The organism is Streptomyces sp. NPDC014861 (assembly GCF_043081625.1).
Taxonomy (GTDB): domain Bacteria; phylum Actinomycetota; class Actinomycetes; order Streptomycetales; family Streptomycetaceae; genus Streptomyces.
In genome coordinates this window covers 1-11,804 of sequence record NZ_JBIBWV010000045.1, presented here as the reverse complement: position 1 = coordinate 11,804, position 11,804 = coordinate 1, and the positions used below count along the sequence as shown (strand labels likewise).

At 73.9% G+C, this 11,804-nt stretch carries 12 protein-coding genes; 10 read left to right on the top strand and 2 right to left on the bottom strand.

The genetic code is table 11. The features are described from left to right. Positions 1-114 precede the first annotated feature (114 nt). A complete protein-coding gene (locus tag ACF1BN_RS37715) occupies positions 115-924 on the top strand; it encodes an inositol monophosphatase family protein (protein ID WP_392336122.1) in 810 nt (269 codons plus the stop codon). Positions 925-1,178: 254 nt separating this feature from the next. Here ACF1BN_RS37715 and ACF1BN_RS37710 read toward each other — a convergent pair whose 3' ends face one another. After that, a complete protein-coding gene (locus ACF1BN_RS37710) occupies positions 1,179-1,361 on the bottom strand; it encodes a hypothetical protein (protein WP_392336121.1) in 183 nt (60 codons plus the stop codon). Between the two features lie 349 nt (positions 1,362-1,710). Here ACF1BN_RS37710 and ACF1BN_RS37705 point away from each other — a divergent pair, with 349 nt between their 5' ends. The 4 genes from ACF1BN_RS37705 (at position 1,711) to ACF1BN_RS37690 (ending at position 5,378) form a co-directional block, all read left to right on the top strand. Beyond that, positions 1,711-2,364: a response regulator transcription factor gene (locus ACF1BN_RS37705; protein WP_392336120.1), complete on the top strand. Its 654-nt coding sequence runs from the start codon at positions 1,711-1,713 to the stop codon at positions 2,362-2,364. Between the two features lie 4 nt (positions 2,365-2,368). Next, a complete protein-coding gene (locus ACF1BN_RS37700) occupies positions 2,369-3,607 on the top strand; it encodes a sensor histidine kinase (protein WP_392336119.1) in 1,239 nt (412 codons plus the stop codon). 396 nt (positions 3,608-4,003) lie between these two features. Continuing rightward, positions 4,004-4,300, top strand: a complete 297-nt coding sequence (locus ACF1BN_RS37695) for a DUF4193 domain-containing protein (RefSeq protein ID WP_003955561.1) — start codon at positions 4,004-4,006, stop codon at positions 4,298-4,300. Between the two features lie 13 nt (positions 4,301-4,313). Then, positions 4,314-5,378, top strand: coding sequence for a hypothetical protein (locus ACF1BN_RS37690; protein WP_392336118.1), 1,065 nt, complete (start codon positions 4,314-4,316; stop codon positions 5,376-5,378). A 67-nt stretch (positions 5,379-5,445) separates the two neighbouring features. Here the strand turns inward: ACF1BN_RS37690 and ACF1BN_RS37685 are convergent, their stop codons facing one another. Beyond that, a complete protein-coding gene (locus ACF1BN_RS37685; RefSeq protein ID WP_392336117.1) occupies positions 5,446-5,952 on the bottom strand; it encodes a DUF3093 domain-containing protein in 507 nt (168 codons plus the stop codon). Between the two features lie 58 nt (positions 5,953-6,010). Here ACF1BN_RS37685 and ACF1BN_RS37680 point away from each other — a divergent pair, with 58 nt between their 5' ends. The 5 genes from ACF1BN_RS37680 to ACF1BN_RS37660 form a co-directional block, all read left to right on the top strand. Beyond that, the gene (locus ACF1BN_RS37680) at positions 6,011-6,595 is read left to right on the top strand and encodes a PaaI family thioesterase (protein ID WP_392336116.1); all 585 of its coding nucleotides are present in this window, start codon (positions 6,011-6,013) and stop codon (positions 6,593-6,595) included. Beyond that, positions 6,595-7,107 carry a dUTP diphosphatase gene (dut, locus tag ACF1BN_RS37675; protein WP_360321778.1) on the top strand — a complete coding sequence of 171 codons (513 nt, stop codon included), beginning with the start codon at positions 6,595-6,597 and terminating at the stop codon, positions 7,105-7,107. The genes ACF1BN_RS37680 and dut overlap by 1 nt, the downstream gene beginning before the upstream one ends. A 1-nt stretch (position 7,108) precedes the next feature. Continuing rightward, positions 7,109-7,876 (top strand): DUF3710 domain-containing protein, encoded by a 768-nt coding sequence (locus tag ACF1BN_RS37670; protein ID WP_392336115.1) that lies wholly within the window; start codon positions 7,109-7,111, stop codon positions 7,874-7,876. Between the two features lie 390 nt (positions 7,877-8,266). Further along, complete coding sequence (locus ACF1BN_RS37665; RefSeq protein ID WP_392336123.1) at positions 8,267-8,935, top strand: ABC transporter ATP-binding protein; 669 nt, start codon at positions 8,267-8,269, stop codon at positions 8,933-8,935. Between the two features lie 275 nt (positions 8,936-9,210). Continuing rightward, a partial coding sequence (locus ACF1BN_RS37660) for an ATP-binding protein (protein ID WP_392336114.1) occupies positions 9,211-11,804 on the top strand: 2,594 nt, incomplete at its 3' end.

Below are 11,804 nucleotides of genomic sequence, written 5' to 3'. Positions count from 1 at the left end.
CCTCGGCGCCCTCGGCCCCTCCCACGACCTCTGCCCCATCGGCTGCTGCCCCGCCCGCACCGAACGCCCCGCCGCCGCCGGCGCCGACAGCCCCTACGCCTGAGGAGCCACGCCGTGACCCCCGCACCCGCCCCCCTGCTCGCCGAGCTCCTCGACCTGGCCCTGGAGGCCGCGCGGCGGGCCGGCGCCCTGCTGCGCGACGGCCGGCCCGAGGACCTGGCCGTCGCCGCCACCAAGACCAGCGCCATCGACGTCGTCACCGAGATGGACATCGCCGCCGAGAAGCTGATCACCGGCTTCCTCGCCGAGCACCGCCCCCAGGACGGCCTGCTCGGCGAGGAGGGCGCCGCCACTCCCGGCACCAGCGGCGTCCGCTGGATCATCGACCCCCTCGACGGCACCGTGAACTACCTCTACGGCCTGCCGTCGTGGGCGGTCTCCATCGCCGCCGAGCTCGACGGCGAGACCGTCGTCGGCGTGGTCGAGGCCCCGCTGCGCGGCGAGACCTTCCGGGCCGTCCTCGGCGGCGGCGCCCACCTGGGCGAGCGCCGGCTCGCGGTCCGCACCGCGCCCCCCTTCGACCAGGCCCTGCTCGGCACCGGCTTCGGCTACGTGCAGGCCCGCCGTGCCCACCAGGCCGAGGTCGTACGGGAGATCCTGCCGCTCGTCAGGGACATCCGGCGCGGCGGCTCGGCCGCCATCGACCTGTGCGACGTCGCGGCCGGCCGGCTCGACGCGTACTACGAGCGCGGCCTCAACCCCTGGGACCACGCCGCGGGGGCCCTCATCGCCCGCGAGGCGGGCGCGCGCACCGGCGGACGCCCCGGGCTGCCCGAGTCCGGCGAACTGGCCGTAGCGGCCCCCGAGGGCCTTTTCGGGCCCCTCCAGGAGCTGCTCGACCGGCTCGGCGCCTGGCACGACTGAGACCGGCCCCGACACGGCCGCAGGCACGGCCGAGAACCCGGCCGCAGGCAGGGCCGAGAACCGGCCCCTGAAACGGCCGAGAACCCGGCCGCAGGCACGGCCGAGAACCGGCCCCTGAAACGGCCGAGAACCGGCCGCGGACACGGCGGAGAACCCGCCGTGGACATGGCCGGGACCGGCCCCCGACACGACGGTGCCCCGGAGCCGACCGGCTCCGGGGCACCGTCGCGGCACTCCCGGGGGAGCGCCCTCGCTCAGGCGCTCTGCGCGCAGACCTGGGCGACCTGCACGCCGTGCTCCGCGGCCAGTCGGTGCAGGTCCTCCAGCTCGGCCTGCTCGACCTCCGCGAGGTACTCGTCGCCGGTCTCACGGGCCCGCGTGAGGTCCGACTGCGTGGTCCTGATGCGGTGCAGCAGCCCTGCGGTGAACGCGTCCATGCGTCCCTCCTCGTGGGTCCTGCGGCACTGGGGAGTGCCGGGGGGTGGGTCGATCACGCACCGTCCGCTCCCGGGGGACGGAAGAGCGCCGTGGACGTGCCACGTACAGGGCGTGATCGCGGGGTGTGCAGACCTCCTCCCCACCCCTCCCCGCACGGAAACCTCAACTGGCGCGCGCTTCAGGTGAATTCTTCGTGCCCTCGCCGGCGCCCCCGCCCGCCGGGCCTCCGCGGACCGCCGCCTTACAGCCGGTTTACGCGCGTACGGGGCAGGATGGACACGCACAGTCAGTGTTCAGAAACGCCCGCCGGTCCGCCCGGACCGGAGCGCCGAAGGAAGGAAGAACGACGTGCGCGTACTCGTCGTCGAGGACGAGCAGCTGCTCGCCGATGCGGTGGCCACCGGACTGCGCCGGGAGGCCATGGCCGTCGACGTCGTGTACGACGGCGCCGCCGCCCTGGAGCGCGTCGGGGTCAACGACTACGACGTCGTCGTCCTCGACCGCGACCTGCCGCTGGTCCACGGCGACGACGTCTGCCGGAAGATCGTCGAGCTGGGCATGCCCACCCGCATCCTGATGCTCACGGCCTCCGGCGACGTCAGCGACCGGGTCGAGGGCCTGGAGCTGGGCGCCGACGACTACCTCCCCAAGCCCTTCGCCTTCACCGAGCTCACCGCGCGCGTGCGCGCCCTCGGGCGGCGCACCTCCGTGGCGCTGCCGCCGGTCCTGGAGCGCGCCGGCATCAAGCTCGACCCCAACCGCCGCGAGGTCTTCCGGGACGGCCGCGAGGTCCAGCTCGCCCCCAAGGAGTTCGCCGTCCTGGAGGTGCTGATGCGCTCCGAGGGCGCCGTCGTCTCGGCGGAGCAGCTCCTGGAGAAGGCCTGGGACGAGAACACCGACCCGTTCACCAACGTCGTCCGGGTCACCGTCATGACCCTGCGCCGCAAGCTGGGCGAGCCGCCCGTCATCGTCACCGTGCCCGGCTCCGGCTACCGGATCTGATCCGATGGCCGCGACTCCGGCGCCGCACCCGCAGGCGCCACCGAAGCCCACCTGGGATCCGCGGGACCCGGTCAGGCCGCTGCTCCGGCCGACCATCCGGATACGCCTCACGCTGCTGTACGGCGGCATGTTCCTGATCGCCGGCATCCTGCTGCTGTCGATCATCTACCTCTTCACGGCGCAGGCGCTGAGCAACAGCGCCGCCCAGCTTCCGTTCAAGATCGTCACGGGTGAGGTCCAGCCCACCACCTCCTGGTGCAACCTGCCCGACAAGGGCACCGGCGAGCAGTTCAACCACGCCGTCTCCATCTGCCTGAGCCAGCAGTCCGACCGCGCCCTGGAAGACCTCCTGCGCCGCTCGCTCTTCGCCCTGCTCGGGCTGAGCATCATCGCCTTCGCCTTCGGCTACGCCATGGCCGGCCGGGTGCTCTCGCCGCTGGGCCGGATCACCCGCACCGCCCGCCAGGTGGCCGGCTCCGACCTGGCCCGCCGGATCGAGCTGGACGGGCCGGACGACGAGCTGAAGGAGCTCGCGGACACCTTCGACGAGATGCTGGAGCGCCTGGAGCGGGCCTTCACCGCCCAGCAGCGCTTCGTCGCCAACGCCTCGCACGAGCTGCGCACCCCGCTGGCGATCAACCGCACGCTGCTGGAGGTCCACCTCTCCGACCCCGGGGCGCCGGTGGAGCTCCAGCAGCTCGGCAAGACCCTGCTGGCCACCAACGAGCGCAGCGAGCAGCTGGTCGAGGGCCTGCTGCTGCTCGCCCGCAGCGACAACCAGATCGTGGAGCGCAAGTCCGTCGACCTGGCAGAGGTCGCCGAGCGGGCCGTGGACCAGGTGCTGGAGGAGGCCCGGGCGAAGGGCGTGGAGATCCGCGGCGAGCGGTCCCCGGCCGTCGTCCAGGGCAATGGCGTCCTGCTGGAGCGGATCGCCCTCAACCTGCTCCAGAACGCCGTGCGGTACAACGTCCCCGAAGGGGGCTGGGTCGAGGTCGCCACCGAGGCCCAGCACGGCCAGGCGGTGCTGGTGGTGTCGAACACGGGCCCGGTGGTCCCCGCGTACGAGGTCGACAACCTCTTCGAGCCGTTCCGCCGGCTCCGCCAGGAGCGGACAGGCAGCGACAAGGGCGTCGGTCTCGGACTGTCGATCGCGCGCTCGGTGGCCCGGGCGCACGGCGGACGCATCTCCGCGGAGCCCCGCGAGGGCGGTGGCCTGGTGATGCGTGTCACTCTGCCGATCTGACAGACTGCAGGGGCGAAGCCCGATCTGTTCGCTTTGAGCGGAATTCCGGGAGCCCCGTCCTGAGACGGTCATGTGTGATCGATCACAAGCGCGAGTGCCGGATGCATCGCACTCCGTGACCGTGAATTCCGGGGGAAAACCCGGAAAAGTCCGGGTTTCCCGGGCGTCGGGCGGCGGAAAGTACACGGGGTGGCGGCGCGCGCGTGTCGCCCGGGGACCGTGTACGGTCCGCATCGCCACTCGTACCCGATCACTCGTGAGAGCGCGGGACGGGTGTCGATTGAGTAACAGACCTTGATGTGAGGCAAAATCTGCGCCTCAGGTCGGGCACAAGTCCGACCTCTCACGCGTTACGTGCGCTGAGACACCCGCAACCACCCAGAGGGGGAGAGCGACATGGCAACGGATTACGACACCCCACGCAAGACCGACGACGACGTCGACTCGGACAGCCTCGAAGAGCTCAAGGCTCGTCGGAACGACAAGTCGACCTCCACGGTCGACGTAGACGAATTCGAGGCCGCCGAGGGCCTCGAACTTCCGGGCGCCGATCTCTCGAACGAAGAGCTGGCCGTCCGGGTCCTGCCCAAGCAGGCCGACGAGTTCACCTGCATGAGCTGCTTCCTCGTGCACCACCGCAGCCAGCTGGCGCGCGAGAAGAACGGCCAGCCCATCTGCCGCGACTGCGACTGAGTCAGGCGCGGCCGTGGCAGGCGACACACCGTCCCGGAAGCGGCGTCTGAGGCTTCCCTCGAAGCCCCGGACGTACAAGGGCGGCACAGGCCCGACGGAGGGCGCCCAGGAGGCACCCGACGCCGCGCAGGCCGCCCCCCAGCCCTCCCTCGGCGTGGCGGGCGACGAGCGAGGCCCCACGGCCTCGCTCGCAGCTGCCGTCGTCCCGGGACAGGGCGAGGCACCGCTCCCCGCGGAGCGGGACCCCGAAGGCCCCTCGGACCCCGAGGTGCCCGAGGACCGTGACGGGAGCGGTCACGGCAGGCTGGGCGCCGTCAGGCGACTGGCCAACCCGGCACGCGCGCAGCTCGACCGCATCAAGATCGACGCCGCGCGCATCGACGCCGTCCGCCGCAGTGTGGAAGGCGTCAAGCAGGGCGTGAAGCGGAGCGGCGACGGAGCCAAGGCGGGCATCGGCTATCTGGCCGACCGCCTGATCGACCTGGCCCCGCGCGTCCCCGTCCGCGACCTCGCGACCCTGCGCAGGCAGTTCCCCGGGCTCGGCCCCGAGGAGCTGGCCGACAAACTGGTCTTCGGCGCCGCCAACGCCAGCTCGACCGTCGGCGCGGGCATCGGCGCCGCCGCCATGCTCCCCGTACCGCCGGCCATGCCGGCCGAGCTGGCCGCGGAGATCACCGGCGTCGCCGCGATCGAGCTCAAGCTCATCGCCGAGCTCCACGAGGTCTACGGCCTGCGGCCGCCCGGCACCCTGCCCCAGCGCTCGGCCGCCTACCTGACCTCCTGGGCCGAGGAGCGGGGCATCGACCCCACCAAGCCCACGACGATCAACGCGGCCCTCGGCGGGCAGCTCAAGCGCGAACTGCGCCAGCAGATCATGAAGCGCATGGTCCGCAACCTGCCGAACCTCACCCCGTTCATGGTCGGCGCGGCCGTCGGCGCGGTCATGAACCGCCGCGACACCAAGAAGCTCGCCGGTCACATCCGCAAGGACCTCAAGGCGCGCCAGGTCCCCTGGGACAGGCTCGCGGAGCTCCCGCCCCTGGAGCAGCCCGAGAACCCCAAGGAACTGGGCTTCTAGCCGCCCCGGGCCGCCCGCCGCGGCCCCGGGACGGACGCCGCCGACGGGGGAAGCCGCGGAGAGGGCCTCAGCCCTCCTCCCGCACCGCCTCCACCGCCGCCGCCAGACCCTCCGGGTCGCGCGTCGACAGGTACAGGTACGGGGTCGGGTCCGCCGGATCCGTGACGACGACCCGCACCGCGCGCGGCACATAGCTGCGCATCAGCATGAAGGCGCGCGGGTCGGCCTTGTGCGTGCGCCAGGCGCGCGCCTCCTCCTCGTCCAGCGCCTCGACCGCCCCCAGCGCCGACACCGGCACCCGGGCCTCGCCCGCCACCAGCGAACCGGCCACGACCCGGATCCGGGCCGAGCCGTACGAGGACGCCGCCACACCGGCCGCCACGCCCGCGGCGATCACGCCGCCCAGCGTCGGCACCGTCCCCAGCGGGAACATCACCAGACCGCCCGAGAGCGCCAGCAGAACCACGATCGCCCACCACGAACCGGGCACGGTCAGCCGCTCGTCGAAGCGCGGCGCCGCCGGGGAGGCGGGGGACTCGGGGGAGGGGACCGGAGAGGGCGCGGAAGGCTGCATGCGTCCAAGCTTGGCACGGCGCGACCGGCGCCCGGCCGCGCGGGTAAGGTCTGCGCCTGTGACTGCAACATCTGCCGCCCTCACCCCGCCGCCCGACGCCGCGGCGCCGGTCCGCCACCCGGACGCGCCCGCCCCCGGCGAGCCGCTCGGCTCGCACTACGGGCACTGCTTCGGGTGCGGCGGCGGACAGCCCCACGGCCTCCACCTGGAGGCCCGCGCGGGCGACGGCGTGACCGTCACCGCCGAGTTCACCGTCACCGCCGACCACCAGGGCGCCCCCGGGCTCGCCCACGGCGGCGTGCTGGCCACCGCGCTCGACGAGACCCTCGGCTCCCTGAACTGGCTGCTCCGCGTCATCGCCGTGACCGGCCGCCTGGAGACCGACTTCCGCCGGCCCGTGCCGGTCGGCACCGTGCTCCACCTCCAGGCCGAGGTCACCGCCGTCCACGGCCGCAAGATCTACTCGACCGCCACCGGCCGCATCGGCGGCCCCGACGGCCCCGTCGCCGTCCGGGCCGACGCCATGTTCGTCGAGGTCAAGGTCGAGCACTTCATCGACAACGGACGGCCGGAGGAGATCCAGGCCGCCATGTCCGACCCCGACCAGGTCCGGCGCGCCCGCGCCTTCGAGGTGAACCCCTGATGCGCTCTCCCGTCGACGTACTGATCCGCCGGGTGGACCCCGACGTGCCGATCCCGGCCTACGGCCACCCCGGCGACGCCGGCGCCGACCTCGTCACCACCGAGGCCGCCGTCCTGGCCCCCGGCGAGCGCGCCGTGCTGCCCACCGGCGTCTCGATCGCCCTCCCGGACGGCTACGCCGCCTTCGTCCACCCCCGGTCCGGCCTGGCCGCCCGGTGCGGAGTCGCGCTCGTGAATGCCCCGGGGACGGTGGATGCCGGGTACCGTGGAGAGATCAAGGTGATCGTGGTCAATCTCGACCCGCGCGAGAGCGTCAGGTTCGAACGGTTCGACCGGATTGCCCAACTGGTCGTCCAGCAGGTCGAGAAGGTGCGCTTCCACGAGGTGGCGGAGCTTCCCGGCTCGGCGCGGGCCGAGGGGGGCTTCGGGTCCACCGGCGGTCATGCCGCCGTGGACGGCACGACGGGTGGGAATCGATACGCTTCGGTCGTATCCGACCGGGAAGGACAGTGACGTGTTCGGACGTCGCAAGAAGAGCGGTGCCGCCGACGAGGCGGGCGAGGCCGAGCAGGTCGTCGACGAGGTGACCGGCGAGGACGCCGCCGACGCGGCCGACCAGCCGCGCAGGGCGAACCTTCCGCCGGCACCCCGGCCGGACGGTCCCTGGGACATCTCCGAGGTCGCCAAGCCCGAGGAGGGCCGCGTCGACCTCGGCGGCCTCTACGTGCCCGGAGTCGAGGGCATGGAGCTCCGCGTGGAGGTGGCGGGCGACGCGATCGTCGCCGCGACCATCGTGCTGCGCGACAGCGCCGTGCAGCTCCAGGCGTTCGCGGCGCCGAAGAAGGAAGGCATCTGGGGCGAGGTCCGCGAGGAGATCGCCACCGGCATCGTCCAGCAGGGCGGCGCCATCGACGAGGTCGAGGGCCCCCTCGGCTGGGAGCTGCGCGCGCAGGTCCCCGTCCAGCTGCCTGACGGCAACCGCGGCGTGCAGATCGTGCGCTTCGTCGGCGTCGACGGCCCGCGCTGGTTCCTGCGCGGAGTCATCTCCGGCCAGGGCGCGGTCCAGCCCGAGGCCGCCGGCCTCCTGGAGCAGATCGTCCGGGACACCGTGGTCACCCGCGGCGAGGGCCCGATGGCCCCGCGCGACCCGATCGTCCTCAAGCTGCCGAACGACGCGCAGATGGTGCCGGACGGCGTCCAGCAGGAGGAGCAGGCCGGGTCCCGCTTCTCCGGCGGCATGGGCCAGCTCCAGCGCGGTCCGGAGATCACCGAGATCCGCTGACGCGACCCCGGACGCTCCGGGAGCCTTGGTCCGGTGGGCCGCCGACCGTACGCACGACGTACGGACGGCGGCCCACCGGCGTTCCCCCGGGCGCGCGGTGACCGGCGGCCGCAGGCCCGTACCCCCAGCCCCTCGCACCCGTCCCGAGTCGCCGCTGGCGGTCTCGCCCCCGCTCTCCCTCCCCGATGTGGCCTCCGGGAGGTGCCGGTGTCCTGTGTCCGGGGTCGGCCGTCCGAAGATCGGGGTCGGATCGGGGTGCCGGGCTCTGGTCTCGCAGGCGGGCGCCGACCATACTTGCTGGTGCAGGTGTTCGAGGAGGGGGAGCGCAGGGTGAGCGAGAACAGCACGCGGTCCACGACGGCCGTCGTCGAGGACCCCGCCCGGGAGCCGATGATCCGCGTGGAGGGGCTGCGCCGGACGTTCGGCGAGGGCGAGGCCGCCGTCCAGGCCCTCAAGGGCGTCTCCTTCGACATCCCCCGGGGCGAGCTCGTCGCCCTCAAGGGCCGCTCCGGCTCCGGCAAGACCACCCTGCTCAACCTCGTCGGCGGCCTCGACAGCGCCGACGGCGGCCGGGTCGTCATCGACGGCACCGACCTCTCCGCCCTCGGCGAGGACGGCCTCCTGGAGCTCCGCCGGGACCGGATCGGCTTCATCTTCCAGTCCTTCGGCCTGCTGCCCATCCTCTCCGCCGCCGAGAACGTCGGCGTCCCCCTCCGGCTGCGCAAGGCCGACCCCGCCGAGCGAGAGGAGCGGGTCGCCCTGCTGCTCGCCCTCGTCGGCCTCGCCGACCACGCCGACCAGCGCCCCGGCGAGCTCTCCGGCGGCCAGCAGCAGCGCGTCGCCATCGCCCGCGCCCTCGCCAACAAGCCGGCCCTGCTGATCGCCGACGAGCCGACCGGCCAGCTCGACGCCGAGACCGGCCTCGCCGTGATGGAGCTCCTCCGTGCCGTCGTCCGCAGCGAAGGCTGCACCGCCCTCGTCGCCACCCACGACCACCAGCTCCTCGGCCTCGCCGACCGGGTCCTCGAACTCCGCGACGGGGAGATGACCGAGGCCTGAGCCCGGCGCCCCGCCGCGCACCGCGCCGGCCCCTCCGTCGCACCCCGCCCCGCCCCCCAGGGCACCCGGGCCAGGCCCCCGCCGCGCGCCCCGGCCACGGCTCCCGCCGCGCACCGCCCCCGCCCCGTCACAGGGCACCCCGGCCAGGCCCCCCGCCGTGCACCGGGGCCAGGCCACCCCGTCGCGCTCCGGCGGGCATCAGAATCACGTCAAGACCGCGTCGGGGTGTTCCCCCACGTGCGGAATGTCCGATCAGCCGGACGTATGGTCGGTCCATGGCACGTGGCAAGCTTCGGATCTACCTCGGTGCGGCTCCCGGCGTCGGCAAGACGTACGCGATGCTGGCCGAGGCCCACCGCAGGGTGGAGCGCGGCACCGACTGCGTCGTGGGCTTCGTCGAGCACCACGACCGGCCGCGCACCGAGGTGCTGCTGCACGGCCTGGAGCAGGTGCCCCGCCGCGAGCTGGACCACCGGGGCGCCGCCTTCACCGAGATGGACGTGGACGCCGTCCTCGCCCGGCGGCCCGCCGTCGCCCTCGTCGACGAACTCGCCCACACCAACGTCCCGGGCTCCCGCAACGCCAAGCGCTGGCAGGACGTGGCCGAGCTCCTCGCGGCCGGTATCGACGTCGTGTCGACCGTCAACATCCAGCACCTCGAATCGCTCGGTGACGTCGTCGAGGCGATCACCGGCGTCCGGCAGCGCGAGACGGTCCCGGACGAGGTCGTCCGCAGGGCCGACCAGATCGAGCTGGTCGACATGTCGCCGCAGGCCCTGCGCCGCCGTATGGCGCACGGCAACATCTACAAGCCCGACAAGGTCGACGCGGCCCTCTCCAACTACTTCCGCCCCGGCAACCTCACCGCCCTGCGCGAACTGGCCCTCCTGTGGACCGCCGACCGGGTCGACGAGTACCTGCGCCAGTACCGGGGCGAGCACAACATCCGCTCCACCTGGCAGGCCCGCGAGCGGATCGTCGTCGGCCTCACCGGCGGACCCGAGGGCCGCACCCTGATACGGCGCGCGTCCCGGCTCGCCGAGAAGGGCGCGGGCGGCGAGGTCCTCGCCGTCTACATAGCCCGCAGCGACGGCCTCACCGCCGCCTCGCCCAAGGAGCTGGCCGTCCAGCGCACCCTCGTCGAGGACCTGGGCGGCACCTTCCACCACGTCGTCGGCGACGACATACCGAACGCGCTCCTGGAGTTCGCCCGCGGGGTGAACGCCACCCAGATCGTCCTCGGCTCCAGCCGCCGCCGCACCTGGCAGTACGTCCTCGGCCCCGGCGTCGGCCAGACCGTCGCCCGCGAGTCCGGACCCGACCTCGACGTCCACATCGTCACCCACGGCGAGGTCGCCAAGGGCCGGGGCCTCCCGGTCGCCCGCGGCGCGCGCCTCGGCCGCTCCCGGATCATCGGCGGCTGGCTCGTCGGCGTCGCGGGACCGGTCGCCCTCGCCCTGCTCCTCACCCACACCGACGCGGACCTCGGGCTCGCCAACGACATGCTGCTCTTCCTGGCGCTCACCGTCGCCGCGGCGCTGCTCGGCGGCTTCCTCCCGGCGCTCGCCTCGGCCGCCGCCGGCTCGCTGCTGCTCAACTGGTTCTTCACCCCGCCGATCCACCGCATCACCATCGCCGACCCGCTGAACATCGTCGCCATCGCGGTCTTCTTCGGCGTCGCCATGGCCGTCGCCTCCGTCGTGGACCTCGCCGCCCGCCGCACCCACCAGGCGGCCCGGCTGCGCGCCGAGTCCGAGGTGCTCTCCTATCTGGCCGGCAGCGTGCTGCGCGGCGAGACCAGCCTCGAAGCCCTCCTCGAACGGGTGCGGGAGACCTTCTCCATGGAGTCCGTCGCCCTGCTGGAGCGTGCCGACGGCGCCGAACCCTGGCACCGGGCGGCCGCCGTCGGCCCGCACCCCGCCGCCCGTCCCGAGGACGCCGAGGTCGACATGCCGGTCGGCGACCATCTGGCGCTCGCGCTCAGCGGCCGGGTGCTGCCGGCGGAGGACCGGCGGGTGCTGGGCGCGTTCGCGGCGCAGGCGGCCGTGGTCCTGGACCGGCAGCGGCTGGTCGGCGAGGCCGAGGAGGCCCGCAAGCTCGCCGAGGGCAACAAGATCCGCACCTCGCTGCTCGCGGCCGTCAGCCACGACCTGCGGACCCCGCTCGCCGGCATCAAGGCCTCGGTCACCTCGCTGCGCTCCGACGACGTCGAGTGGTCCGAGGAGGACCGGGCCGAACTCCTCGAAGGCATCGAGGCCGGCGCCGACCGCCTCGACCACCTCGTCGGCAACCTCCTCGACATGTCCCGCCTCCAGACCGGCACCGTCACCCCGCTCATCCGCGCCGTCGACCTCGACGAGGTCGTCCCCATGGCCCTGGGCGGCGTCCCGGAGGGCAGCGCCGAGGCCGACGTCCCCGAGACCCTGCCCATGGTCGAGGTCGACAAGGGCCTCCTCGAACGGGCCGTCGCCAACATCGTCGAGAACGCCGTCAAGTACAGCCCCGAGGGCGTCCCCGTCACCGTCGCCGCCAGCGCCCTCGGCGACCGCGTCGAGCTCCGGGTGGTGGACCGGGGCCCCGGCGTCCCCGACGAGTCCAAGGAAGGCATCTTCGAGCCCTTCCAGCGCTTCGGCGACGCCCCGCGCGGCTCCGGCGTCGGCCTCGGACTCGCCGTCGCCCGCGGCTTCGTGGAGGCCATGGGCGGCACCCTCGGCGCGGAGGACACCCCCGGCGGGGGCCTCACCATGGTCCTCACCCTCCGGGCGGCGGGCGGGGGGGGCCCCCCCCCCCCCCCCCCCCCGCCCGCCCCCCGGGGGGGCGGGACCCCCCCCCCCCCCCCCCGCCCCCCCCCCCCGCACCCCCCCCCCCC

Coding starts and splice junctions, on each gene's coding strand:
- ACF1BN_RS37710 (WP_392336121.1), bottom strand. CDS start 1,361: ATGGACGCGTTCACCGCAGGGCTGCTGCACCGCATCAGGACCACGCAG.
- ACF1BN_RS37700 (WP_392336119.1), top strand. CDS start 2,369: ATGGCCGCGACTCCGGCGCCGCACCCGCAGGCGCCACCGAAGCCCACC.
- ACF1BN_RS37695 (WP_003955561.1), top strand. CDS start 4,004: ATGGCAACGGATTACGACACCCCACGCAAGACCGACGACGACGTCGAC.
- ACF1BN_RS37685 (WP_392336117.1), bottom strand. CDS start 5,952: ATGCAGCCTTCCGCGCCCTCTCCGGTCCCCTCCCCCGAGTCCCCCGCC.
- dut (WP_360321778.1), top strand. CDS start 6,595: ATGCGCTCTCCCGTCGACGTACTGATCCGCCGGGTGGACCCCGACGTG.
- ACF1BN_RS37665 (WP_392336123.1), top strand. CDS start 8,267: ATGATCCGCGTGGAGGGGCTGCGCCGGACGTTCGGCGAGGGCGAGGCC.